The 25,765-nt window shown below is 45.9% G+C and carries 22 protein-coding genes and 2 pseudogenes; 8 read left to right on the top strand and 16 right to left on the bottom strand.

The window, feature by feature from the left end; translation table 11 throughout:
• Positions 1–10 precede the first annotated feature (10 nt).
• The 3 genes from QUA56_RS14590 to QUA56_RS14580 all read right to left on the bottom strand — a co-directional run bounded on the left by QUA56_RS14590 (position 11) and on the right by QUA56_RS14580 (position 3,032).
• The gene (locus tag QUA56_RS14590; RefSeq protein ID WP_333358711.1) at positions 11–724 is read right to left on the bottom strand and encodes a glycerophosphodiester phosphodiesterase family protein; all 714 of its coding nucleotides are present in this window, start codon (positions 722–724) and stop codon (positions 11–13) included.
• Positions 721–1,575: an alpha/beta hydrolase gene (locus QUA56_RS14585; RefSeq protein WP_333358709.1), complete on the bottom strand. Its 855-nt coding sequence runs from the start codon at positions 1,573–1,575 to the stop codon at positions 721–723. Before QUA56_RS14585 ends, QUA56_RS14590 begins: the two co-directional genes overlap by 4 nt.
• Positions 1,576–1,748: 173 nt before the next feature.
• Positions 1,749–3,032, bottom strand: a complete 1,284-nt coding sequence (locus QUA56_RS14580) for an esterase-like activity of phytase family protein (RefSeq protein ID WP_333358707.1) — start codon at positions 3,030–3,032, stop codon at positions 1,749–1,751.
• Between the two features lie 21 nt (positions 3,033–3,053).
• Here QUA56_RS14580 and QUA56_RS14575 point away from each other — a divergent pair, with 21 nt between their 5' ends.
• Positions 3,054–4,388, top strand: a complete 1,335-nt coding sequence (locus tag QUA56_RS14575) for a tetratricopeptide repeat protein (protein WP_333358705.1) — start codon at positions 3,054–3,056, stop codon at positions 4,386–4,388.
• Positions 4,389–4,588: 200 nt separating this feature from the next.
• Here the strand turns inward: QUA56_RS14575 and QUA56_RS14570 are convergent, their stop codons facing one another.
• Together QUA56_RS14570 and QUA56_RS14565 are read right to left on the bottom strand one after the other, a co-directional pair.
• Positions 4,589–5,113 carry a GNAT family N-acetyltransferase gene (locus tag QUA56_RS14570; protein WP_333358703.1) on the bottom strand — a complete coding sequence of 175 codons (525 nt, stop codon included), beginning with the start codon at positions 5,111–5,113 and terminating at the stop codon, positions 4,589–4,591.
• A gap of 52 nt (positions 5,114–5,165) precedes the next feature.
• Positions 5,166–5,714 carry a GNAT family N-acetyltransferase gene (locus QUA56_RS14565; RefSeq protein WP_333358700.1) on the bottom strand — a complete coding sequence of 183 codons (549 nt, stop codon included), beginning with the start codon at positions 5,712–5,714 and terminating at the stop codon, positions 5,166–5,168.
• A 172-nt stretch (positions 5,715–5,886) separates the two neighbouring features.
• Between QUA56_RS14565 and QUA56_RS14560 the strand changes: the two genes are divergently transcribed.
• Positions 5,887–7,956: an ABC transporter ATP-binding protein gene (locus QUA56_RS14560; protein WP_333358698.1), complete on the top strand. Its 2,070-nt coding sequence runs from the start codon at positions 5,887–5,889 to the stop codon at positions 7,954–7,956.
• 155 nt (positions 7,957–8,111) lie between these two features.
• Here the strand turns inward: QUA56_RS14560 and QUA56_RS14555 are convergent, their stop codons facing one another.
• The 5 genes from QUA56_RS14555 to QUA56_RS14535 form a co-directional block, all read right to left on the bottom strand.
• Positions 8,112–8,330 carry a hypothetical protein gene (locus QUA56_RS14555; protein ID WP_333358696.1) on the bottom strand — a complete coding sequence of 73 codons (219 nt, stop codon included), beginning with the start codon at positions 8,328–8,330 and terminating at the stop codon, positions 8,112–8,114.
• Between the two features lie 304 nt (positions 8,331–8,634).
• Complete coding sequence (locus QUA56_RS14550; protein WP_333358695.1) at positions 8,635–9,852, bottom strand: DNA double-strand break repair nuclease NurA; 1,218 nt, start codon at positions 9,850–9,852, stop codon at positions 8,635–8,637.
• Positions 9,853–10,264: 412 nt separating this feature from the next.
• Positions 10,265–11,059 carry an HAD family hydrolase gene (locus QUA56_RS14545; RefSeq protein WP_333358816.1) on the bottom strand — a complete coding sequence of 265 codons (795 nt, stop codon included), beginning with the start codon at positions 11,057–11,059 and terminating at the stop codon, positions 10,265–10,267.
• Between the two features lie 381 nt (positions 11,060–11,440).
• The gene (locus QUA56_RS14540) at positions 11,441–12,175 is read right to left on the bottom strand and encodes a DUF928 domain-containing protein (RefSeq protein ID WP_333358693.1); all 735 of its coding nucleotides are present in this window, start codon (positions 12,173–12,175) and stop codon (positions 11,441–11,443) included.
• A 150-nt stretch (positions 12,176–12,325) separates the two neighbouring features.
• Positions 12,326–13,066 (bottom strand): DUF928 domain-containing protein, encoded by a 741-nt coding sequence (locus QUA56_RS14535; protein WP_333358691.1) that lies wholly within the window; start codon positions 13,064–13,066, stop codon positions 12,326–12,328.
• Between the two features lie 342 nt (positions 13,067–13,408).
• Here QUA56_RS14535 and QUA56_RS14530 point away from each other — a divergent pair, with 342 nt between their 5' ends.
• The gene (locus QUA56_RS14530; protein ID WP_333358689.1) at positions 13,409–15,199 is read left to right on the top strand and encodes a CHASE2 domain-containing protein; all 1,791 of its coding nucleotides are present in this window, start codon (positions 13,409–13,411) and stop codon (positions 15,197–15,199) included.
• A 130-nt stretch (positions 15,200–15,329) separates the two neighbouring features.
• Here QUA56_RS14530 and QUA56_RS14525 read toward each other — a convergent pair.
• Positions 15,330–16,439 (bottom strand): annotated as a pseudogene (locus tag QUA56_RS14525) (RNA-guided endonuclease InsQ/TnpB family protein); the annotation flags it as partial.
• An 83-nt stretch (positions 16,440–16,522) separates the two neighbouring features.
• Here QUA56_RS14525 and QUA56_RS14520 point away from each other — a divergent pair.
• From QUA56_RS14520 to QUA56_RS14505, 4 genes are all read left to right on the top strand, one after another.
• On the top strand, positions 16,523–17,281 hold the full coding sequence (locus QUA56_RS14520; protein WP_333358688.1) for a MinD/ParA family protein: 759 nt from the start codon (positions 16,523–16,525) through the stop codon (positions 17,279–17,281).
• Positions 17,282–17,482: 201 nt separating this feature from the next.
• On the top strand, positions 17,483–17,608 hold the full coding sequence (locus tag QUA56_RS14515; RefSeq protein ID WP_332979473.1) for a photosystem II protein Y: 126 nt from the start codon (positions 17,483–17,485) through the stop codon (positions 17,606–17,608).
• A gap of 572 nt (positions 17,609–18,180) precedes the next feature.
• Positions 18,181–19,689 (top strand): 4-alpha-glucanotransferase, encoded by a 1,509-nt coding sequence (malQ, locus tag QUA56_RS14510; protein WP_333358685.1) that lies wholly within the window; start codon positions 18,181–18,183, stop codon positions 19,687–19,689.
• Positions 19,690–19,733: 44 nt separating this feature from the next.
• The gene (locus QUA56_RS14505) at positions 19,734–19,868 is read left to right on the top strand and encodes a hypothetical protein (protein WP_333358683.1); all 135 of its coding nucleotides are present in this window, start codon (positions 19,734–19,736) and stop codon (positions 19,866–19,868) included.
• Between the two features lie 217 nt (positions 19,869–20,085).
• On the opposite strand, the gene QUA56_RS14500 is transcribed toward QUA56_RS14505, so the two are convergent.
• Both QUA56_RS14500 and QUA56_RS14495 read right to left on the bottom strand, forming a co-directional pair.
• The gene (locus tag QUA56_RS14500) at positions 20,086–20,967 is read right to left on the bottom strand and encodes a RodZ domain-containing protein (protein WP_333358681.1); all 882 of its coding nucleotides are present in this window, start codon (positions 20,965–20,967) and stop codon (positions 20,086–20,088) included.
• Complete coding sequence (locus QUA56_RS14495; RefSeq protein ID WP_333358814.1) at positions 20,964–21,758, bottom strand: pseudouridine synthase; 795 nt, start codon at positions 21,756–21,758, stop codon at positions 20,964–20,966. The genes QUA56_RS14500 and QUA56_RS14495 overlap by 4 nt, the downstream gene beginning before the upstream one ends.
• A gap of 614 nt (positions 21,759–22,372) precedes the next feature.
• Between QUA56_RS14495 and QUA56_RS14490 the strand changes: the two genes are divergently transcribed.
• Positions 22,373–23,161: a DUF2993 domain-containing protein gene (locus tag QUA56_RS14490; protein ID WP_333358679.1), complete on the top strand. Its 789-nt coding sequence runs from the start codon at positions 22,373–22,375 to the stop codon at positions 23,159–23,161.
• A gap of 198 nt (positions 23,162–23,359) precedes the next feature.
• Here QUA56_RS14490 and QUA56_RS14485 read toward each other — a convergent pair whose 3' ends face one another.
• The 3 genes and pseudogenes from QUA56_RS14485 to QUA56_RS14475 form a co-directional block, all read right to left on the bottom strand.
• Positions 23,360–24,277, bottom strand: coding sequence for a phosphatidate cytidylyltransferase (locus QUA56_RS14485; RefSeq protein WP_333358677.1), 918 nt, complete (start codon positions 24,275–24,277; stop codon positions 23,360–23,362).
• 537 nt (positions 24,278–24,814) lie between these two features.
• Complete coding sequence (gene cbiT / locus QUA56_RS14480) at positions 24,815–25,408, bottom strand: precorrin-6Y C5,15-methyltransferase subunit CbiT (protein ID WP_333358675.1); 594 nt, start codon at positions 25,406–25,408, stop codon at positions 24,815–24,817.
• 105 nt (positions 25,409–25,513) lie between these two features.
• Positions 25,514–25,765, bottom strand: a pseudogene (locus QUA56_RS14475) (aminotransferase class I/II-fold pyridoxal phosphate-dependent enzyme); the annotation flags it as partial.

Genomic DNA, 25,765 nt, shown 5'->3' with positions numbered 1-25,765 from the left:
GTTAAACAAATTATATCAAACAATTAGTGACTATCCGCGTTATACCCATATCAATTAACTTTTGCATATCCGATCGATCGTCCACCGTCCAGGCCACAATGTCAACTCCCTGACTCCGGCTTTCTTGAATCAGTGCGGGGTTTTCCAGCAACACGCGGTACTGGCTGCTAATCAAATTATCCCCATGCGCCACAGCTTGAGCTAATTGAGTTTTGTACGCTTCTAGATTAGCAACAATGTGTCCGATCGCCAAATCGCCAGATAGCCGCCGCACTTGTTCCAGAAATCCATCGTTAAAGGAAGTAATAACGCATTTGTGTTGGATTTCTTCGCCCTTCAAAGTATTGACAAAATCCGCGACATCTGCATCCGACCACTCGCAGTGAGGCTTGACATCAAAGTAAAGAAATTTGTCAACATTTTTGAGTATGGTTAATGCGACTTTTAAAGTAGGGATTTTTTGTCCTGAAAATTCATCGCTAAACCATTTTCCAGCATTAAGTGTCTGCAATTCAGACAGAGTGTTTTCCCTAACTTTGCCAGAAACTCCCGTGATTCTATCTAATGTGGTGTCGTGAAAAATTACTGGTACGTTGTCGGCGGATAGCTGGATGTCAAATTCGATCGAATGAGCTCCACGGGCGATCGCCCGTTCAAAAGCTGCTAAAGTATTCTCGGGGGCGATCGCCGAAAATCCCCGATGTGCGATAATTTCTAAATTCACTGTCTTGTGCCCTCTAAAAAATCTGCCACAGTTTGATTAAAAGTTTCCAGTTGAGTCAAAAAAGACCAGTGATTCCCCGGTACTTTTGCAACGGTAATATTTTTCAAGTATCTCTTGTAAGGCTGCATTTGCCAATCCATGCGATTTACGCCTTTTTCCGGCTGTACGAACAAAGTCGGTATCTCAATATTTTCAGTTAAACCGGCAACTTTCATCACTTCTGCAAATATCTGATTTCGGGCTGCAATCGCAAATTTACTTCCCCAAGTTCCGTCGGATTTTTGTTCGATTTGGTGTTGGAATACCATTTGCTGCACGTCACTCCAATCTGCGTATTCTCCCGATTGTTTTGCTGCTGTTTCTGCTTGGGATAAAGTCGCAAACGGGCCCACACATTTGAGACAGTCTAATTTTCGGTAAACAATTGGCAGGGTGAGTTTCATCGCGGCGGGCAGTTTGGTGATGAAGATGGGGTCTACTAAAATCATACTGCAAAAGCGATCGGGGTTTTGCCTCGCCCAAATCGGTGCTAGTTTGCCCGTCCAAGAATGCCCTAAAATGTGGGCGTCTGGCCAGTTGAGATGTGCCATCAAAGCTTCTAAATCTGCGATCGCACTTTCAAAAGTATAGCCGGTTTTCGGTTTGCTACTCTCTCCGTGACCGCGCATATCTGGCGCTACAATATGATAGCGGTTGGACAAGTAATTGCCCAAGCTAGTCCAGACACACGCACTATCTGCTAAACCGTGCATTAGCAGCAAACGCGGAACTTTTTTTTGCCCAGTTTCTGGCTGCCATTCTAGGTATGAAAGCTCGATTTCTGGTAAGTGCAAAGTCTTACGAGTTGGCATGATTAGGGTATTTTATAGTTGGATAAATGTGATTTAACTTTTTTATGAACAGGCAAGATGCCTGTTCCACAAAGAGTGAATTTTATTGTACGGTTTTCCTCAATAGGCTTTCCGGCCTTTTTCACAAAGAAGCAATATTCTTGTGGGGTGGGCTTCTAGCCCGCCCTTCTGACTTAACCTTTGCCCTTCAAGCTAAATAAAATAAACTGCGTTTTCTGCGCTTCATCAAAATTGTCGTCACTGACCAAAACTAAACTTTTGCTGCCATCTGGCAACTGCGGCCCGAGGGTCATTCCCTCTAAATTGTACAGCGGAATTCCGAGTTCGCTCAAGTCCAGAAGCAACTTTTTCCTAACAGGTTCGAGCATTGCCGTTTGCCCTTTGAAACTCGGGATTCTCGAAGTGTCTGTAGCCGCGCCAACCGCTACTTGATAAATCCTAGCGCTGTATCCCGACAGCCCAAAAGAACGTTCTAAACTCAGAATCTGACCGCCGCCGATTGTTACTAATTCGGTTAAACCGTTCAAAATAGTCATGGGAACTTGGTCTAGCGTGTAAAGATTTTCCGAGACTAATTGCGGCGTTTTATCGACGATGATATAATGTAAAATACGGAGTTTGCTTGCCTGTTCTGGGTCTAAATCTTGCATTAACGGCGCTTCCGTAGCTGCGAACAAACGAAACGGATCGAGACCGCCCGGACTAAAGGTTTCTGGGTCGATGCTTAAAGATTCAAAACCTAAATTGTCAACCACTCCTTGCTGCTGTTTTTCATCGCTGGCATCGGGAATGTAGCGCTTTGGAATCGGCAATTGTCCCCGCATTTGCCCTGTTTTGAGGTCGAATTCTCCGAGAAAAGGAGGGATGCCCACATGAGTAACGCCTTCGCTAGCGACAAATACTGAGTTGCGGGGAGAAAGAGCGATGCCTTCGGGATTGATGGAACCCCAAGAGAAGCTTTCACCGTCTGCTTTTTTGAGGGAGGTAACGCCTTCAACGGCAACTTTTTTCAGGCGAATATTGCCGGGGTCACTTGATGTGAGGTCGAGTCGGAGACTGTAAAATCTGGCTTCTCCGTTTTCGCTGGGGTCGTCGGAAAGAGCGTAAAAGCGATACGCTTTAGAAGTGACGGCGCTAATACCTTTGGGGTCGTAGGTAATTCCTGACAAACCGCCGACTGGTACTCCTTCAAAATTGATTTTTGGCAATTGGTATTCGCCCAAAAATTCTAGGGACATTTCTGGAAAAGAGCGGTCTTTTGCAACTGCGGGAGGGGGGGCGCAAGCTGTGCAAACAGTTAAGAGAATTAGGGCTAGACTGAATAAGCGTAAAATACGTTGGCGAAGCCCTCGAAGAGGATCGCCCAACGTCTTTAAATCCCAAGAATTGCTCAGTGCGGTGACATTTATTTTGTTGCTCTTGTTGAACAGTTTGCTTTTGTGCCATCTTTGTGACATAATTTATACCGTTTTGTAGATATGCAAAACTTGATGTTTCCAGAAGAGATGCCGAATCGCGGCAACCAAATTTTGAGAATGAGAAGTTCTGTGCCAATTGGGTGCTTGCTTTTCTTGTGGCTGTGTGCTGGTTCTATTGCTAGCGCCCAAACTAATCCACCAGGCCTCGATCAATTTTCTCCTAATCCTCTAGAAATTACCACACCCGATCCCCTAGCTCCCGCTAATGAATCTTTGAGCAGCACTCAGCGGGAGGAACTGACAGCGGCTTTGGAAGAGTTAAACTTAGAAGCAGCGGCTAAACTGCAAGCTGGAGACGGCGCTGGTGCTTTTGAAATTTGGTTCCGAGAATTGCGGCTGCGGAGGTATCTGGGCCCGGCGGCGGAAATTGCTGCTTTGAGTCGGGTGGGAAGTGTTGCTTGGAGTAGCAGTAAAACCCTCGAACTACAGCTTATTACCAAACGGCTGCAAGCAATTCAAAAACAAGTCAAATCCCAAGTACCACTTAATACTGAGTTGCTTCCGGCCTTCGCTGCGGCTTTTCAGCAGGTGCGCGCTAAAGGCTCGACTGTAGAAGTTTACCAAGAAATTCTCGAAAATGCGCGCCAAAACCAAGATATATTGGCTCAAGGTCAGATTTTGAAGGCGATCGCGCTAATTCACGTCAATTGGTTGAGTTACGATAAAGCGGCTCCGGTGTATGAGGAATTGGCTACTTTAATTCAGGAAAACCGCGCTTTATTTGCTGCTAATTCTGCTGTGCAAAATTCTGCTGTAGTTGCGGGAAACGGCGCGCCGCCGCAACCTGTAACTCCTCCAACTGAGGTAGATACTCTGAGACAGTTGGCCTACGTTTACCAGCAGTCGAAACAACCCCTAAAGGCGATCGCAGCCAGGGAAAAACTAGCATCGGTGTATCTTAACTTACAAAATCCCAGCGCTATACCACCGCTTAAAATTGCGATCGCCAGCGATTACCAAACCATAGGTCAAATCAATTTAGCAGCTCAATACTATCAGGAAGCCTACAATTTAGCCGTCCCCATTCAACAGTATGCCCAAGCTAGCGAAGCTTTGGATAAATTAGCATTGCTTTACCGAGCGCAAAAGCAGTGGGAGCCGACTTTGCGGATTTATCAAATGCAGTTGCTGTTAGAAGAGCGGGCTTACAATTTCTACGGATTGATGAATGCTTACGACAATCTCGGTCAAGTTTATCAGGAGATGAAGGCTTACGCTAAAGCTTTGGAATCCTATCAAAAAGGGTTGGAAGTCGCTAAAAGGTTGGGACACAGACAAGAGTATTTTGATAAGAAGATTCTCAAGGTTAACAAGCAATTGCAAAGGACTTCGTAGTTGTCAGCAGGAAATAATGACAAATTGCAATGTGAGTAATTTAAACGCAGTAAGGTGTGCAATGCACGCCTTACAAAACTACTTTTGACCGAGAATTTCTTCATGGTACCCGCCACGCGATCGAACCGTGGAATCAATCCAAAATCTAAAATCCTCAAGCCCCCGAATTTATCCGTGGGGTCAATCCAAAATCCTTGCATCTAAAATCTAAAATCGAATGACTCGTAGGTTTCTCGCGAAATTGAATAATATAGTACATCAGTTTCGTAATAACGAGCATTTTTTTCATATTTCATGCCAACTTTCTGTATCACCCGCTGGGAGGCGATATTTTCTGGGCGGGCGATCGCAACTATTCTCTCCAAGTTTAATATTTGAAATCCATAGTTTAGACTAGCAAAAGAGGCTTCAGTCGCCAATCCTTGATGCCAATAAACTTTGTCGAGGGCATAGCCTAGCTCAACTTCCGGTGTCCGATCCAGAAAACCCAGTCCGCAGCGGCCAATCATTTTACGGTCTATTTTATGTACTACAGCCCACATTCCGAAGTTGTTTTGTTCCCAACGTTTGAGCATATTATGAATGGCGATTTCTGTTGCTTCTCTAGTTCTAACTCCTGTGAGGTATTTCATTATTTCCGGATCGCTGTAGATCCGGTACAGCTCATCTAAGTCGTCTGGTGTAAATTGTCTCAGATACAATCTAGCTGTCTCTATCTCTTGCATGATTAATATAATTAATACCACTAGATTATGATACCAGTTTTGATAAGTCTTGCTACAAAAATAATGGTTGGATTTCCTTCCTCAACTCAACTACTTTTGACTGGTAGATTATTCGCGAGATTGAATAATATACTCGATCGGAATGGTCGAGGTTATGCTGGTATCTCATCCCCACTTTTTCCATTACCCGCCGCGAGGCGATGTTTTCGGTATCTGCAACAGATCCAATTTTTTCTAGTTTCAATACTTCAAATCCATACTTGAGGCTAGCCGCTGCAACTTCCGATGCTAAACCTTTGCCCCAATACGCTTTTGCTAACACGTAACCGACTTCTACTTCAGGTGTTTCGCGTAAGAAGCGAAGCCCCCCGTCGCCGATCAATTGGTTATTTTCTTTATTGACAACAGCCCACAAACCGAAAGCGTGTTTTTCCCAATCTGCGATTATCTGAAATAAATCTGCTGCTGTTTCTTCTCTATTTCTGACGCCTTCGCTCAAATACTTCATCACTTCTGAATCGCTGTAGATGCGGTACAGCTCATCTAAGTCATCTGGTGTAAATTGTCTCAGATACAATCGGGCTGTCTCTATCTCTTTCATGATGAGAATATAACTTCTACCAGTAGATTATAATACCAGTTTTGTCTGGCTACAAACATTTTGGTTGGGTTTCGTTCCTCAACCCAACCTACTGTTTACTGAGATTCATGCAAAATATTGATTCTATTTGTTACAATTATTACTTAGATATATTGTACAGTTTTTGCCATCAATGACAATTTCCTCACCAGTAGCAGACACCAAAAACAAATCCGGCCAGGAAACAGACTGGCGGTTATTTCTGAGGTTGGCATCTTACGCAACCCGCAGCAAACGCTTGCTGATTATTTCGATCGCACTATTAGTACCGCTAGCAGTCTCAGGAGCAATTCAACCGATTCTCATCGGACAGGCAATTTCGGTAATTCGTTCGGAACCTACCTACGAATTCTTGCGCGGATTGCCTTTATCTGCTGCATTGAATCTTCTGGCAGTTTTGCTCATGCTAACTATAGCAGTTAGATTGGCACTGCAATCACTTCAAGGCTATTTAGTCACGAAAGTAGGGCAAATAATTACTACTGATATTAGAAATGATTTGTTCGCGCACGTCACATCGCTAGCAGTGAGATTTTTCGATCGCACTCCTGTAGGCAAATTGATGACTCGCCTCACCAGCGATGTAGAAGCTTTGGGAGAGGTTTTCTCTTCAGGGGCGATCGGTATTGTCAGCGATTTATTTTCAATTTTAGTAATTGCCGTTTTCATGTTTACCATGCAGTGGCAGCTAGCTTTAATGTTGGTGCTGATGATGATACCAATTACCGCAGTCATAATTTATTTCCAGTACCAATACCGCATAGCAAATTACACTACCAGAGAAGAACTTTCAGACCTTAACTCACAACTGCAAGAAAACCTGACTGGTATTGGCGTAGTGCAGCTATTCCGCCGCGAAAAATTCAACTCAGAATTGTTTAGGATCACCAATAAACTCTACATTAAAGCCGTTGACACAACTATCTTTTACGACTCCGCCGTATCTGCGACATTAGAATGGATTGCTTTAGTGGCGATTGCAGCCGTTTTGTGGATGGGCGGCCAAAGGGTTTTAGCCGGTAATCTTAACTTCGGTACTCTCTCTGCATTTATTTTATTTGCTCAGCGTCTCTTCGATCCGCTGCGGCAATTTGCTGAGAAATTTACTGCAATTCAAGCAGGATTTACCGCCGTCGAACGGATTAGCGATATTCTCAACGAACCCATTGAAATTAAAGATCCAACTAGCGGGAAGAAGGAAGGGCACAACACGGATTTTGACACGGATACACGGATGTTTGAAGGAAGAGGGAAAAAGGAAGAAGGAAGAAGGGCAGGTTATTCACCGTTGTTGATAACTGGACACCCAGAGGCAACTGCTTACAACTTGTCTCCGTTCGATCGAGAATTGGCAGATAATCCTCAAAATCCAGCAAGTTCAGAATATCGTTTATTGCCTAACAATCCCCAATCACCCCCCGCCAACCTCCCCAAGCTAAGGGGGGGAGAAAATGCCAAATCGCAGAATTCAGAATCTGGAGAAATCCAATTTGACAACGTGTGGTTTGCGTACAAAGAAAACGAATACGTCCTGCAAAACCTCAATTTCACCATCAAATCCGGCGAAAAAGTAGCATTAGTCGGCCCCACCGGTGCGGGCAAAAGTTCGATTATCCGTCTCCTCTGCCGCCTTTACGAACCTACTCAAGGGCGGATTCTGGTTAATCATGTGGATATTCGGGATTTGCCTCAAGCAGAGTTGCGGCGGCACATAGGCGTGATTATCCAAGATGGATTTCTATTTGCTGGCGATGTGAAGAGCAATATTAGCTTGGGAGAAAATTACTCGATTGAGGAAATTCAAGCAGCAGCAGAAAAGACAAATGTTGCCCGTTTAATCGAACAGTTGCCTCAAGGTTACGATACGCAATTGCGGGAACGGGGGACGAATCTTTCGGGGGGACAAAAGCAATTATTAGCATTTGCTCGCGCCGCAATTCGCAATCCCAGTATTTTAGTTCTCGACGAGGCCACTGCTAGTTTGGATGTGGGGACGGAAGCTTTAATTCAAGAAGCTCTAGAGCGTTTGATGGCGGACAGAACGGCGATAATTATTGCCCACAGGCTTTCGACTATCCGAAATGTCGATCGTATTTTAGTGCTCAAACGCGGGCAATTAGTAGAGTCTGGCAGCCACGAAGAATTGTTGCAGCTAGAAGGTTTGTATGCCAGTTTGTACAAGTTGCAAATGCTAGGAAGTTAATATCTGAAGGAAGGCACGACACCGATTTTGACACGGATACACGGATGAATTATCGATAAGAGGGAAAATTCTCGGAATACCCAGATACCCGACTTCTTCAAGAAGTCGGGTATCTAAAAGAATCTAAAATCTAAAATCTAAAATCTAAAATCGTATCACTTGCCTGAAATCATTTTCCCCAGGGTTTCCGGCAGGTGAATTATATGTTGGAAAAGCTGGTTTGGCCCGATGCCAAACAATAACTGCATCACCAGCACAATTGCTGCTAAAGAAATCGCTGTTCCGATGCTGGCCTTCAAAACTTTAAAAGCCCAATTAAACACCAGCCAAGACACGAGTAATGAAGCAATTAAGATAATTAATTCTATTGGCATATAACAGTTTTTACTTTAATTCAGGACTGCGGACATGAAACTAGAAACCCCGGTTTCTTCGTATATACAGCATATTCCATGTATATGCGGTACACACAATAAGAGTCGTAAGTAAGGTGCGCCGCCACCAGTCAATCTGCAAGTTCCATTAAACATGAGCAGCGACGCACCCTACATAACACGTACCACACAATAGAGCTTTATAGTGTACTTCACGAACCACCGAATATGCTGTATCTAATCATCAAACCAAATAGCTTTGTCAGAAACCGGGTTTAAGAGCACAAGTCCTTTGATTGTAAGTTCAAGCAATACTGCCGCGCTTCCGTGTTTCCTTATAAGAAATTCCCACATTTTTTAAGCCTGCTTTAATCATTTGCTGCTCTAACAAAGCGAAAAAGCGAGTTCGATCGCCCCCCGTGACTACCGCTTGATTGTGAGCTTCTGCTAGCGTCACCGGATAGCCGCCGCCTTTGTGTACTTGAGCTAGCATCATTCCTAATGCTAAATCTAGCTGTGCTGGATCTTGTGCTACCCATTCCGGCACTTCTATTCTAGCAATTTCTGTGCCGACGTGAACGTAACAGAAACAGACGGAATTAAGACCGTACAAATCTAAAATGCGAGCTTGGGATTTCCACAAAGGACTCCTTTGTCCCGGTGACAGGATTGTTGCCCACAAAATGGCATCCCGCAAAGGTTCAAATTGTTGACAAGGTGCTTTTTCGGCGAAAGAAATTGTGGCGGCAAATCCGACGTTCGGGCAGTTTGTCATGCAGTCTGGTACTTCGTGGGTGCAAGCTTCAAACCGCAAAAAAGATAAGCTTTCGCTGCTGCGAGAAGCGCTTAAGTATCCTAACAGGGGAATTCCTGCTAAACGCAACTTGTCCCAAGCTTCTAAAATTGGCTGCAAAATTCGATCGCGCGCTTCGCTGGGTAACTGTTCCAAAAACCAATAAATCAGCGAACCGTCTACCATTGCTAAAGCTGGTGCAGGCAATTTATTGTCATTAACTTTTGCCCAATTGCAGCCCATTTCTGCCAGAGCAATTGCTTCGGAAACGGCGCGCCGGTATCCCATCCATTCTTCGGTTCTAATTCCCCACTGCCGCGAACCGTACAAGTCTTCGGGTTTGTAGAAAACCTCGGGCACGCTGTCTAAAACTGGGTGGCGGCTTTGTCCGTAGTGCAACATGACTGTGCCGACGTTTAGCAGGTAGCAGTAGGCTATTTCGTGATGGTTGGGGGAAATTTGCGAGCCGTCTGTGGCAAAGACTGTATGAGCGGCGGGGGGTGCGGTGATGTAGGTGCGATCGGACAATGGCTCGATCGGCGTAGCAGCATTAAATAAAGTGCGATCGCGCCAACTCTCTTGCAATTCCACCAATTTTGCCTGTCCCGCTGCAGCCTTGACCAGCAAATTCTGAGCCACTTCCAAACGCTGCCGAGCCGCCTGAGCTTCCACATTCAAATGTTGGCTCATTCCCTGCATTGCCTTGGCTGCTTTAGTTAAATCGAGCATTGGTTTTAAGTCTCAATATTAGAAAGCTTTCAAGCTGAGAAATTATCAAAACACTTTTCAAATTTTGGGTTCAGAAGCTTGCTTTTTTTTTCATAAACCGGGTTTGATAAACTAAAATACTTCTTTGCAGCCCGAACAAACTGTAAAAAAACTGGTTTCTCAGGTCAATAGTACCTCCAAGACTGTATAAAAAAATCAATTTTTTTTTTTCGAGCTCCTTGCTTTTTTCTGCAATTCCTGTTATTATATATCTTATAATGGGATGGTGGCAAAAATATTATTTTTGCCACCATCCCATTATATTAAAATACCATACCAGCGCCGCAAAAGTCAACAAAAAAGATGTAAAATTTTGTGATTTTTTTGACTTTGAAAAGCGAAAAAAAATTCCCACCTGCAAACAAATCTAACATCAACATTCGGCCGGCAGCCAATCGGCAAAATCTCCGGCAAACTGCGACAGAGAAAGCAATTGAACGGGTGGATTTTGAGCCACAGATTCCCGTTCTGCCAAAGTATTGTAACCCCAATCAGCCAAAAATAACCTCACCTGAGATAAATCCGGCTGCTGCTTCACCGACAGCAAAGTTTTTAACCGGTCTTCCACAAACCAAATAGTCGAGTCTTTGCCAGACGCTGCCAAAAATTCCCGCAAAATTTGGTGCTTCGGCTTGTTGTATTCCTTGCCAAAAATCAACTCTGACGGCATTTGTACGTTCGCTAGCTGCAAAAGTTCCCGCACAAAACGGCCTTCCTTCGTAGTGACGATCGCCACTTTCACTCCCCTCTCCTGCAAGGAGTGCAAGCGATCGGCTACACCTGGATAAAAGCGGTGCAAAGACAGCCACCCAGCTAAATCCTCAGCAATCCAATTATCGCGCAATCCGTCTAACATAGCGCCGACCGACTGCGCTTTCAAATTATTTTCGGTCAATAAATGCGGTACTATATTCGGCCACTCCTGCAAAATTTGCTCTTCCGTAATTCCTGTCAGCAGTGCGCGAATCAGCAGCGGCATTTCCCAACCGGTTTCGATGGCAGGCCGCACTCGGTAAAAACTCAAAGCTAAATCTGGATCTGGCACGGTTTCGACTGGTTTCCAGATTTGACAGTAGGCACGCCAAGCTGTTTGGAAATATTCGATTAGTCCGTCACAAATCACACCGTCAAAATCAAGAGCTAGAATTGTCGGAAAGTTATTAACCATCAATCGATTTTAGATTTTAGATTTTAGATTTTGGATTGAAGAATTGAAGAATTGAAGAATTGGAGAATTGAAGAAAGCGACCTCGCGTATCGATCCGGGGAATCGATTTTAGATTTTAGATTTTGGATTTTGGATTTTGGATTTTGGATTGAAGAATTGGAGAATTGAAGAAAGCGACCTCGCGTATCGATCCGGGGAATCGATTTTAGATTTTAGATTTTAGATTTTGGATTTTGGATTGAAGAATTGGAGAATTGGAGAATTGAAGAAAGCGACCTCACGTATCGATCCGGGGAATCGATTTTAGATTTTAGATTTTGGATTGAAGAATTGAAGAATTGACTGTGCAAAGACTCAGCATTGATTGGTGAAGAGTGGTTATTAAAAAGACTGAACTAGCGGTTGACCGGCAATCGATTCTAGTCCTTGGGACTGCAACAATTGCATCCACTCGGTCGTCAGCCGCGAATCATCGGGTGCGAGGCGCCGCATTTCGGCGAGAGTCGCAAGAGTCTCGTACCAAATCCCATTTTTAGCATAAGCAATCACCTTAGCCATAGGGTCGGGATTGGCCAAATCGCTCTTGAGATTTGCCTGGGGTTCTATGCGCTGCATCCATCCTTTAACAATATAATCTCCGGAACGCTCCAGAGGATCGCAAGCTAGTGCAAACGACCACACATATCGCTTACCAACCTCAATATTTTTTGTCTTGTCTTTCTCAGAAAGGCTAATTCCAACAATTCCGGGTTTGTCAATTTTTAAAGTAGTTTCGTACACTACTTCAGATTCATCTGCGTTTAGCAAAATAAACTCTACTTGAGCCGCCGGTTGAGAAACATATACAAAAAATGTTGGCGACTCTGTTAGCGTTAAACCAATATTGCTTTCAGGTATTAAGGGAGTAATGGATAAACCTTCCCGCAACTGACAGCCTCGATGCGTCCCCCCTTGTCGGTTGTCGGGGGCTGTGACATCTGGGGGTTGGAAATTAACATTCTGACTCAGCAGAATTGGTGCAGGCCCGGCGAGCATAGGTGGAAGGAAACTGGGGAAAGTAACTGCGATCGCAAATACAGCGATCGCCAGTGCAGCAAAATGTAGAAAACTTTTCATTGTTTAATTACATACAAGAAAGTAGAAGAAAAGTTGCGGTTCGCATTCAAACTCCTAGCTAGGAGTTTGAATCCCAGGGGCGATCGGGTAAATTTGTCAATTTTCACATCGCAATCTGAAGACCGACAAAATTTCAACAAATAGCGAGCTTTAAAGAGGCCCAACCAGCGGTTGAGCCGCCACTGATTCGAGTCCTTGGGACTGCAACAATTGCGTCCACTTGGCTGTCAGCCTCGCATCCTCCGGTGTCTGGCGCCGCATTTGGGCTAAAGTAGCGAGAGTTTCGTACCAAATCCCATTTTTAGCGTAAACGTTGAGCCTAGTCATCGGGTCGGGATTTGCCAAATCGCTCTTGAGAGTTGCCTGGGCTTCTATGCGCTGCACGAACCCTTTAACAACTGAATCTGCTGAGCGGTCTTCGGGGTCGCAAACCATCGAAAACGACCACACGTATCGCTTGCCAACTTCAAGGGATTTGTTGTTATCGCCCGTAGCAGGAATGCTAACTCCAATAATCCCGGATTTGTCAACTTTAAATGTTTTTTCGTAGACCACTGCATCCTCTTTTTCAGTCAGCAAAGTAAATTCTACTTCGGCCGAGGTTTGAGGAACATAGACAAAAATTGTGGGAGACTCTGTTAGGGTTAAACCAATATTAGTTGGAGGCACTAAAGGAGTAATAGATAAACCCGCCGGACAAAGCTTGGTGCCGCGATGTGTCCCTCCTTGTCGGCTGCCGGGGGCTGTTACGTCGGGAGGCTGGAAATTAACATTCTGACTCAGCAGAAGCGGCTGGGATTGTGCTTGCACCCGTGCAGGTGAACTGTGGACGGTAGTAGCGATCGCAGATAGGGCGACCGCAAGTGTAGCCCGATGTAGAAAACGTTTCATTTTGTTGTACCTTTGACTATAATATTGCAAACACAGGCATTCGCTGATGGCGACAAATATTTTTGAGCGGCTAGTCGAGGGCGCAGATACACAATTTGAACCTTGACATATCATCAATAACATTAATTAATTCGATCGGCAAGTGGATTTTTCGGACGAAAAATCAGACGATTGAGGTCGCGAGTATCATTGCACACACATTCCCTCGCGGCAAAATGTAAAATATTGTTACAAAGCGGTCGGAGTTTTTGGGTGTTCTAAGATGAAAGAAGTCTCGCGCAGGCGGCTGCAAGCGAAACAACTGCTGTTCGGTGAAACGAGTCAAACTTTTATGCTGGGATAATGAGTAAAATATCTAACAAAATTCGCTCGGCAGCGGCTCAATTGAGTCAAATGTATAAACCATCACTAGCATTTGCTAAATCTGTATTAATTGCCAGCGCGGCAGTAACATTATCCTTGATGGGGGCCAGACAGCTAGGAATACTCGAACCAGTAGAATTAAGCGCTTACGACCAAATGCTGAGATGGCGTCCCGACGAAAAGCCAGACCCGCGCTTGTTAGTTGTGGGGATTACCGAAGCAGACATTCAGAAATTGAAACAGTGGCCGATATCCGATCGCAAAATAGCTGAAATTTTACAAAAACTTGAAAAAATGCAGCCAGCAGTCATCGGTTTAGATGTACTGCGAGACGTACCTTTAGGAGACGGCCGCCAGGAATTAACTAAAGTTTTACAAAAAAGCGATCGAATTATCGGGGTATGTTTAGTCACCGACGGAAGCCCGGACAATCCCGGTTCTCCGCCTCCCCCAGGAATGCCAACAAACCGGGTAGGATTTGCAGATTTCGGAGTCGATCCGGGCGGCATACTCCGCAGAGCTTTATTATTTATGAAACCGCCGACAATTCAGGGCAAATCCTCGGTGGAAAAACATCTTTGCAATGACAATTCTCAAGTTTTATTTTCATTCAACCTCCAGCTAGCACTCCGCTACTTGCAAGGACAAAAAATCTCTCCCAAACTGGCACCTGATAAATCTTTATGGCTGGGAAAAACCCCATTAAAACAATTAGAAAGCAATGACGGAGGATACAGAAATGCCGATGCCAGAGGATATCAAATATTAATTAACTATCGTTCGAGGCAGCAGGTGGCAAACCAAGTCAGAATTACGGATGTTTTAGAAGGGAAAATTGCTCCTAATTTAGTTAAAGATAAAATAGTGCTGATCGGTTATACCACAGAAACAGTTAAAGATTTCTTTTATACTCCTTACAGTGCGCGAAAGCAAAGCAACCAATTCATGCCGGGGATCGTGGCACACGCACAAGTAGTCAGCCAAATTTTGAGTGCAGTGTTAGACAACAGACCGATGTTTTGGTTTTGGCCGGAATGGGCAGAAATCCTGTGGATTTCGGGATGGTCAATTTTGGGAGGAACCTTGGCATCGCGGATGGCTCACCCAGTGCGGTTGGCGCTGACATTCGCAGCAATGTTGTCCGGGTGTTGCGCGATTAGCTTTGGGATTTTTCTGTTGGGAGGGTGGGTGCCTGTGGCAGCGCCAGCCTTAGCATTAATCCTAACTGGCGGCAGCATAGTATCAGCAGACAGATTTAATAAAGCCGGATACGGGAAAGTAATTAGCGATCGAGTAAAACAAGTCTTCAAAATCGAAATAGACCAAGCCAAAAAAGACCAGCAAGTCGCAGAAATCACAGAATCTGATTTCTTTAAAGAATTGCAGCAAAAGAAAGATAAACTGAGAGTTAGCAAAAAAGAAACCTCTGAAAAAGCACCTTCCGATCCCCAAGAAATAACTGCTAGTAACGGAGAGGTTCCCAAGGCCCAAAGTCAGGCAGATGAATACTTAGCTCAGTTGCAGGAAAAACCCACACAGCAGAAGCAGCGCGCCGCCGCGACTGAATCGGAAAACGGCTCAAAAACGGGTACCCCGAGCGATGCCTGTTCGGGTGCTAGTTCAGCCGAAACCAAACCCGATGACGAGTTCAGCGATTTGCAAGCCAAAGCCAAACAGATGCGGCAGCGCAGGGGCGCAGAAAAGATGATAAAAGATGAAAAAATTGATAGTTTAACAGACAAGGAGGATTTGGGGGGCAAGGAAGATTGACACTCCCCTGCCTGAAGGCGAGGGGATTCTTAAGAATCGCAATCAAGCGTGGATCTTGATTCGTAATGGCTGGGTTCTCGCAGCCTCTAGACAGTCCGGTAAAACCATTCTGCTTACTTTTTCTGCCAATATTTGCAGCACCATTACAATCAGCGTTAATCAAATGTCCTTCCCAAGTCCGATACAATCCGCGCTTAACACGCTTGCCAGAAAATTGGTAAGTTGCTGGTTTGTCAGCATTGTAGACGGGCAAATCGTCACCATCCAAAGCGCTAGCCTTGCTTGTATACGATTCTTCCTGTTCTTGGTAGAGCAAGCCGTAACGCTCACAAAGCGATTTAAGCTTACTTCTCAAAGCGTGAAAAGGAATTTGGACAAAGTTCTGATTGTTGCGACTGCCAATATTGATTTCCTGCTTCATGCCCAAATTGAACCCGACAATCACGCGCTCAATTTTATGGGCAATGCAATGGTCAATAATCAGCCTTGCCGTTTTGTTGAGATAGTCCCTAACTTGATTGTTTCGATTGACAAGCAATCTAGCTTGACGCTCAGCGATCCGCTCAATCTTTTGTCTATCTTTGATAGATTGCAATCTGGCATTTTCTTTGTTGAACCACTGGTTAATAGATTTAAGTTTACGACCATCCACAATAAAGGATGCCCCATTGGTGTCAACGCAAGTAGCCAAATTGTCCAATCCAAAATCAATCGAAATAGCGCTATCAACGACTGTTTCAAAAGGTTCTGGTTCCACCTGGGAAACAAACTCGACTTCAAAAAATCGAGCATTGTACTTAGAATGTATCCGAACTTCTTTGATAGCTTCAGGATTGAGTCTCTCAGGGAATGGAATAGATACCGCTCCAAACAGCTTCTTGAAAGCATTGGACATCGGTACATTAAACCGTCCATCCTTAACCACGATCCGAGGAATTATCAATACAAAGTAGCCATCTTTGGGTAAGTAGTGAGGCCATCTCACCTTCGGTTGATAGCTGCCAGATTTAACAGCGCTAATCAAGGCATAGAAACTGTGAAACGTTCTGTCTACTACTTTCAAAGTCTGTTGAGCAATATCCGTGTTTAGCAAACGATAGTTCTCGTTCTCTTTGCACAGATGGTAGGCAGATTCGTAACGCAAGTGTTTGCGCTCCTGAAAGTAGTATTGTCGAACAGTGTAAAGCCCTACATTGTAGAGATTTTTGCTAAGACGACGAAGGACGGGGTTTCCACCCATATTTTCTGATGACAGAGAACTCGACTGCATCAAGATTTGCATCATAATTGATTCTCGCCGTTTCTTACGCTCATACGCAGATCATGTCCAAAATCATCTCTGTCCACTCTTACCGGGGCGGAACTGGCAAATCGAACACGACAGCAAACCTGGCATCTATTATCGCTCGCAGCGGCAATCGGGTCGCCATTGTGGACACAGACATTCAATCGCCCGGGATTCACGTGCTGTTCGGTTTCAGCGAAAGCAACATGGATCGCTGCCTGAACGATTACCTGTGGGGCCGGTGTCCGATCGCGGATACGGCCTACAATGTGAGTTCGCTGATGCCAAAATTAGCCACTAACGGCAGCCTCTACCTGATTCCTTCGAGCATTAAAGCAGGCGAGATAGCACGAGTTTTGCGCGAAGGCTACGACGTAGGACTGCTTACCGACGGATTTCAAGAACTGATCGACGTTCTGAACTTAGACTACCTATTTATCGACACGCACCCGGGGCTCAACGAAGAAACCCTCCTCAGCATTACCATTTCCGACATCCTGCTGCTGATTCTGCGTCCGGATCAGCAAGATTTTCAGGGAACGGCTGTCACGGTAGATGTGGCCCGAAAATTAGAAGTTCCCAAGATTTTGATGACGATCAACAAAGCCCCAGAATCCCTGGATTTCGAGGATTTGAAGCAGCAAGTAGAGAGTATTTACAACATCCCAGTTGCAGGGGTACTGCCCCACAGCGACAAGATGATGCTGCTCGCCAGCAAGGGGGTGTTTGCCCTGCACTTCCCTAAAGATCCTCTAACTCAGGTGGTGGAAAAGATTGCGAAACAGATTGTGGGATAATTGGTGTAGTTTTGCCGATCGCCGGCTCTGCAGGAGTTTCGATTTCAATTCCTGCGGAGCAATATCCGAAGTCGCGGTGCCGACTGCAAGGGAGGAACTTTCAAAGGCGACAATATTTGCTTCTTGAGTCAGGAGAATGGCGACAAAATGAGATACAAATAGATTATGAGAATTTGTTAAAAAACTTTAGGAGGAGAACTCATGGATTTTGACTTCCGCATACTAATTGTATTGCTGCCCGTCTTGTTGGCTGGCGGCTGGGCTGCTTACAACGTCGGCACTATAGCTCTCAAACAAGTGGAGAAATTGTTGAACAAGCAAGCTTAAACTCAGCCTCTTTTCAGCTAATTCGCAGCCGACTGTTTCGTGAGATACACAAACAGTCGGCTAATTTGTGCGTTGACTCGCTAAAGGGCGATGGCCATACCATTTGAGAATTTAGATTAAAGAATTGAATAATTGCGGATGACTTACTGCATAAGGGCTTGGGGATTCCATACAGTTGCATCTTTTTTGGGAACTGGTAGGAGTTTTAGCAGGCGGGCAATTTACGACTGCCGATAGATTGGGCGAAAGCAAAAGAAAAGTTATATTGAAAGCTTGCCCAAAAACCAAGTTCGATCGACCAAAATACTTAGTAGCAGCAGGCTCGCTTGGGTAAAAAAACCTGGTTGCGAAAACGGGGCGATCGCGTAACTCCCGGTTTTGATTTTTTTTGCTCCACTCAGCAGTTATAAGTAGAGTGCCATACAAATACTTAGCAAGCACGTTCTCGCAGAAAATATGAGACAATCACAAAAGTATTTGCCCTGACAATCCCCCTCAAAACTGCGAAGTTTAACTTGTAGGGAATATCGGTCAAATTGTCAATGTTTAACTCCTATATCTTTAGATAGATTATGCTTTTTCCCCGATCGAGCGGCATTCTACTCCACCCCACATCCTTTCCCAGTCGATTTGGCATTGGGGACATGGGAATAGAAGCATATCGCTTTATTGACTTTTTAGTAGAGAGCGACCAGCAATACTGGCAGGTATTGCCGCTGGGCCCGACAGGATACGGCAATTCTCCTTATTCGTGCTATTCAGCAATGGCGGGAAATCCGCTGCTGATCGACCCAGAACTGCTGCGGGACGATCAATTGCTCGCAGATGAAGACTTTGCTAATTTACCAGAATTTCCGCTGGATTATGTAGACTTCGAGCGGGCGATCGCCCTGAAAGTGCCTTTGCTCAAAAAAGCTTGCGAAAACTTTAAAGCAAAAGCATCGCCGATCCAGCAAAAAGAATTCTCAGCTTTTTGCCAAAGCAAAGAGAATTGGCTGGAAGATTACGCCTTATTTATGGCACTAAAAGATAACTTTGGCGGTGTTAGCTGGAACAATTGGGAACCAGAAATTGTCCGTCGAGAACCAGAGTCGCTAGAGAAGTGGCGCCAGCAGCTAAATGCTGAGATTTATTACTACAAATACGTCCAGTTTGAGTTTTTTCGCCAGTGGACGGAGTTGAAACGCTATGCCAACCTGCGGGACATTAAAATTATTGGCGACATTCCGATTTATGTAGCTCACGACAGCGCGGATGTGTGGTCTCATCCCGACTTATTCTGCTTGGATGAAGCCACCGGAGAAGCAGCTTTAATGGCTGGAGTTCCCCCTGATTACTTCAGCAGTACAGGTCAATTGTGGGGCAACCCAGTCTACAATTGGGAGCAGTTGCAAGCAAATAATTTCGAGTGGTGGGTGCAGCGTTTTGAAGCGATTTTCGCTTATGTAGACGTGACTCGGATCGACCACTTTCGAGGATTTGAGGCTTACTGGGCGGTGAAGCGCGGGCAAGAAACTGCGATCGAGGGAGAGTGGATTAAAGCGCCGGGAACAGCTTTGTTGGATGTAATTAACGAGAAGTTTGGCAACTTGCCGATTATCGCTGAGGATTTAGGGGTAATTACTCCAGAAGTCGAAGCTTTGCGCGATCGGTTCGAGTTTCCGGGAATGAAGATTTTGCAGTTTGCTTTCGGCGCGGGCCCTGGCGATCCTTTTTTGCCTTTCAACTACGATCGCAACTGCGTAGTTTACACGGGCACTCACGACAACGACACGACTGTCGGCTGGTTCAATCAACTGCAAAACTACGAAAGAGATGAGGTTTTGCGTTATTTGGGCTGCATAGATCCCCAAGGAATCCACTGGTCTTTAATCCGCATGGGTTGGATTTCTGTTGCTAATTTGGCGATTGTGCCGTATCAAGATTTGTTGGGTTTGGGTACGGACGCGCGGATGAATTTTCCGGGGAAAGCAGAGGGAAATTGGGGCTGGCGGTATCGGCCTGAAGCTTTGAATTGGGAGGTGCGCGATCGGCTCAAAAACATGACTTACATCTGCGGGCGCGCTCCTAATAAAAATTGATCGTCGGGAAGGGGTAGTTGGTAATGGGTAATTGGTAATTGTTAATGGGTAATATCAAATCTGTTAGCATCGGAATTATTCAGATATCTCCGATCGACCTCTGCGTGAATCAGCGTCAATCCCTTGTCATCTGCGGCCCGAGAAATTCTCTTTTTTTAACCGCAGATACAGGCAGATAGACACAGATTAACGCAGATGAATTAGATCGAGTCCGGTTGCACCATCCGTGATTGTTGACTGTTGACTGGATTTAAATATTCCGATGCAGCCGGATTTTATCTAATGGGTAATTGGTAATTGGTAATGAGTGAATAAAGACGGACATTCTAATTAAAAGCTGTGGACTGCCAGCCATTACCTATTCCCGATTACCCATTAACAATTACCCATTAACACTTACCCTTCATTTTTGGGCGGTGCTGCAGGCTTGAGGTCGTCTGCTTTAAAAACTACTTCTTTGACGACTCCAGGAACTCCGAGTTGTTCGGCTTGTCCGTTATTCACGGCAACCATTACCCCGCCGGCGTTACCAGCTACAACTACCAATTGCTTTTGAGCCTGCCAGGTGCGTACAGTCCCGGTCGGCAAAATTCCTTCAAATTCTGTTTTGCCATCGACTTCAACCTGCATCCAGGATTCTGCTTTAAAAGTGACGCTAACCATCACTGGTTTATGGCCAGATTTATCTAAATTTTGACCGTTTCTGGCTGCTTCTACAGCCGCGTAACTATCCGGTTTCTGATTTTTTAAGGGGCTCGATGCCTCAGCAGCTAAACGAGCTTGTTCTTGCTGCTCAAGTGCGAGTTCTTCGGCTCCCGCACCATTTTTTGCGGTCACAGAACTGCCCATCAACTGAGATAAGCTATTGACTGAACAGATAATTAGAAATGTGTAAAAGAGGTAGAGGTGCATCGGGCGCAACTGAGGCCCATCTTGCCAGGATAGCTTGGTTCTCGATCGGGGCGGCGGTTCGATCTGGAAAAAGTCGGCAAACTGAGATCCGTCCAAACCCATTGCTTCGGCGTACCGCTTGATCAAACCCTGAGTGTAGACGGGTTCGGGGAGTTGGTCGAGTTGACCGTCCTCGATGGCTTGTAGCAGATTCCGCCGAATCATTGTTACCAGGGCTACTTTGTCCAAACAAATCGACTGCTGTTCGCGGTACTGGCGGAGTTGAGCGCCAATTTCTGCTAGCTTCTTCTGAGCTGGTTCTGGCTCTTGGGATTGCAGTTTCTGCTTAGTTGTTTTGAAGAATAAAAACAATAAATTCTTTGTCATATGCTGTGCTCCTGGGGATTTACTGGCACGCTTATTGATGTTAGGTTGACTAGATTCCATAAAAAAATAACTTCCGAATCTTCTAGGGGTCGGCAGCAGCCTGGTGGCAATATTGGCCTCGCGGGCGGCTGCAATTGAATCGGGCCAATGGCTGTGCGGTGCAGGCGCACCACAGGATATCCCAACTGCTCGGCTGTTCGCCGAATTTGTCGGTTTCTCCCTTCTGATAGAATGACTTCTAACAGAGTTTGGTCTCGCGCGCGATCGAGAACTCTAACTTTCGCCGGCAAAGTCTTTCTGCCTGACAAAATAATGCCCTGACGCCACGCTTGCAGTATGGGTTCCGGGGGATAGCCGAGCACCCAAACCTGATAAGTTTTGGCGATCGAGTGACGCGGATGGGTCAAACAAAATGTCAGCTTACCATCATTGGTGAGCAACAGAGCGCCGGTGGAATCTGCATCTAAGCGTCCTACGGGGTGGATGCCTTGACCAGAGCGCAGTTTGGGCGGCAGCAGGTCGAGAACTTTCGATCGGGCCCTCGGATCGCTGCAAGTAGAAACTACGCCTGCCGGTTTGTTGAGCAACAGATAAACCTCTGTCGGCCGATCCGTTGGTTTCACCGGGACTCCATCGACTTGGATGAGATCGCGATCGGGATTGGCTTTTTGTCCTAAACGAACAATATTGCCATTAACTCTGACTCGTCCAGCTAAAATCATCTGTTCTGCAAGACGGCGAGAGGCAATGCCCCACTGGGCTAGGATTTTTTGCAGCCTTTCATCAGACATGACGGGAGTGTGGAAACCCCCAGCGAGCGGTGGGGGAGGAAACACGACAGGGTTAATTGCTTAACCTTACTACTAATGCTCAATTCCTGGTTGGGAATAAATTATAATTCTGACCAATCCTTACAGGACGCCCTGCCTGGTGCAGATTGTCCTTGCCCCTGGTGCAGATTGTCCTTATGGCATTACCCTGAATGTTGTGCAAAAACTACGAGGAAAAGACTCGCGGCAGGCACAGGCTTGCACCGTTGGTTTGCGGCTGGTTTGAGAGGTGTGGGTCTGACCCGACCATAAACCAACACTACCATAAATCCCGTACTGCTGGTTAAATTTATACGCACGATCGCGAAATTTACTTGGGATCGCACAACTCGCGAACTAAGGAAAGAGCCCAAGGGGGGAAAGGGTGAGAATTTTTCTGCTTCTGGCGTTGCTGATTCGAGATTTCTGCTTGGTTTTGGAGTTAATAAAAGTTGCGCTCATCAACCCGGTTTCTTAGAGAAATCAGAGGTTAACGGCGATATATCTGTGAACAAACCGGGTTTTTGACGCATCCTGCGTAAGTTCTAGTTAAATTTCTGTGCTTGAATATTAAGGTTTATATTTTGAAATTGTTTATGACTGTCGATCGAAACTCTCTTCAATTTGACAATACAGATGGTGCTGCTGACTCTTGTGGGACTGCTAATCTCGGCGAGGAGCCGGGGACGCCGCCGAGTCAAGGCAGCCGGATCGCGAGCGCGGTGCTGTCTCCGGCGGTGCAGTTGTGGCTGCGATCGCAAGTTCAGCAGGTGGACGAGTTGAAGGTAAAAATTGAGGGGAGCGATCGACAAATCTTCAGCGGTGCGATCCCCAAAGTAACGGCCGCCGCGCGCGGTGCTGTGTATAAAGGACTACACCTAACTGAAGTTGCCATAAAGGGCTGCGGCATTCGCATCAACCTCGGTCAAGCTCTCAAAGGCAAACCACTGCGCCTCCTCGAATCTGTTCCCGTGACCGGCGTTTTGAGGCTCAGCCAAGCGGATTTGAATGCGTCGTTGAAAGCGCCGTTGCTGGCTGATGCTTTGAGCGAATTTTTGCTGCCAATGCTGCCGCTGACCGATCGGGAACAGTCGCTGAAGTTGCAAAATTCGCAGATCGTAATTGAGGCGGGTTTGTTGACGCTTTCGGCTGCAATTTTGCGCGCTGGCGGTACGCAAATTCCTTTGGTATTGCGGACTGGTTTGCGGATTGCTAGCGGTCGCGAATTGATGTTTGAAGCACCAGAAATCGAAATGGATGGAGAATTAAAGAGCAGTGATTTCAATGGTTTTAAAATTGATTTCGGGCCGGAAGTTGAGATTGAAGAGTTGATTTTGAGTCCGGGGGAGATTGTTTGTCGGGGAGGAATTAGAGTTTTGCCTTAGTTAGTTGACAGTTGACAGTTGAGAGTTGACAGTTGAGAGTTGACAGTTGACAGTTGACAGTTAACAGTTGACAGTTGACAGTTGACAGTTGACAGTTGACAGTTGACTTTAACCTGGTTCCTCGGTAGATCCTGGGAATAAATGCCCGATGCCCAATGCCCAATGCCCAATTCCCAATTCCCAATTCCCAATTCCCAATTACCGATTAATTAAAAAAGAGTCGATCGCGGGCAAGAATAAAGTCACAAAATAGTAAACTAAGGGTGCGGTAAAAACATAACTGTCAGTGCGATCGAGAATGCCACCGTGACCGGGGATCAACTGCCCCGAATCCTTAACACCAGCATCTCGCTTCATCATCGACTCAGTTAAATCCCCCAACAAACTGGCAACACCAATCAACATACCAAAAGCAGCCCCAGTATAGGGCCACCCCGGCCAATTCAAATACCAAGACCCAGCGACGGCCACTGCGATGCTGCCGCAAACGCCAAACACAGCACCTTCAACCGTCTTTTTGGGGCTGATGTGGGACAGGCTAGTCCTGCCGAAGAACTTGCCGACAAAATAAGCGCCAATGTCAGCGGCCCAGATGCAGAGGAAAGCCAGCAGTAGCGAAGTTAATCCCAAAGATATATTACTGAGGTTTGTCCAAGACTCTGGCGGATAAATGTTAACTGGCAAATTACTAGCCACTGCTTGCTTCAATCCTGTTGTGGCTTGATAAGCTGGGTCAAGTCCGACTCGCAGCCGTATCCAATAGCTGGGCAAATAACCCCCGTAGAACAATCCTAAAATTGAAGAGGCAATATCGGCGATCGTCGATAACTTGGGCTGGAACAGCAGGTAGAAACAGATTAAGGTTCCGGCTAGGGGAAACATGGCATCTACGAGTTGCGGTGCAAGGGCGGCCGTAATTAGCAGAACTTGACTGACAACTAAGGTAGTTTTGGCAGCAGGTGCAATGCCCTTAGCCCGGGCTAGTTGAAAATATTCCAATTGACCTAGGTAAACGATAATCCCGAAGCCGACGGTGAAGTACCATCCCCCCAAAATAATCATTCCCAAAGCAACGGCGATCGCAACTATTCCACTGAGGATACGAGACCAAGGCATAAAATGAATTTCTCTTGCTGACGGCGGTGGGTAATTCGATTTTAGATTTTAGATTTTAGATTTTAGATTCTAGATTTACTCCACAGATGAATCTGGGAGATTGAACCTCGGTCTAAAATTTTGGGTGGCCCGCGACGATTGTCGGCGGCTTGTATCCGTTTTTGGGCGTGTCATTCGACGCAAGGATGCAAGGATGTAAGGATGTAAGGATTGTTAGGGTACGGTTTCCTCCCTTGCACAGCCAAGCCCAATACCCAACTGGCGACGATCCAAAATCTCTACTCAGGGGGTCAATCCAGCTATGGTCGCCCTTATTATTAGTATGAAGGTTAAGTGAACGTAAAAAAGATTAAGAATTACATTTAGGAATGGGCATGGGGCATGGGGCATGGGGCATTGGGCATGGGGCATGGGGTCGAAAAGCATTGGGCCGAAAAGCATTAGAGTCAGAGCCTGGAAGGGGATTGGTAACAAATAACCAATAACCAATAACCAATAACAACTGTCAACTGTCAACTGTCAACTGTCAACTAACTTCTAATCAAGCTTTTCACCGCTGAGAATAAATATGGGATTGACGGCGGCAAAGGTTTGACTGAGGCCGCGAGTCTCCAAGCGGTTGACGGCGGACTGGACTACCTCGATGTTGCGGACTTGCAACTCGGCGAATCCTTCGGAAAGGGCGTAAAGATTCTCTAAATTGCTTGCTGTGGCTACAACTCGACCTTGAGGTTGCAAGTACCCCCAGACTTCTTGGAGAATAGCTTTAATGGGGCGACCTCCTTCGATGCAAACTCTGTGGGGGGGATTTGAGAGGTTTTTGAGGCATTCCGGGGCACTACCTTCAATGACTTCTACGTTGTTGAGCTCGAAGCGATCGCAATTTCTGCGAATCAAGCTTGCTACTTCTTCGTCCCTTTCGACGGCGATAATTTGACCTTTGGGACACAGCAAACCTGTTTCTACGGCGATCGTACCAGTACCTGCACCGATGTCCCACACCACTGAATCTGCTTGCAGCCGCAGGTGGGAGATTAACAGCAGTCGGACTTCTCGCTTACTCATGGGAATGCCCGGTAAACGTTCAAATAAATCGTCTGGGATACCAGGAGTGACGTAGGGCCAAAGCATAATTCTATTTTAGATTTTAGTTTTTAGATTTTAGATTGAAGCAAGACCGAAGTTAGAAGTAAGGAAGAAGTAGAAATTCTCCCCATTTCCCCCAAGCCTTAATATTTACTGTCGCACAACCTTGAGAGTTTCGAGGTTTCTATCGCTACAACCTGTGATTTTTCCGCCGGCGGCAAGGATTTGTTGCAGGTAGTCAACGGCTGCTGGGGTAATGATTTCACCGGGCATCAGGACTGGTATTCCTGGGGGGTAGGGACAGATGAGTTCGGCACTGAGTCGATCGACTGCTTTGTCTGCTGCTACTGTTTCGGTTGAGGAAAAGAAGGCCTCGCGGGGGGAGAGGAGAGGGGGAGAGTG

The sequence above is a fragment of the Microcoleus sp. N3A4 genome, assembly GCF_036701805.1.
Classification (GTDB): domain Bacteria; phylum Cyanobacteriota; class Cyanobacteriia; order Cyanobacteriales; family Microcoleaceae; genus Microcoleus.
The sequence above is the reverse complement of the archived record's forward strand: the minus strand, read 5'-3'. Positions and strand labels throughout refer to the sequence as shown.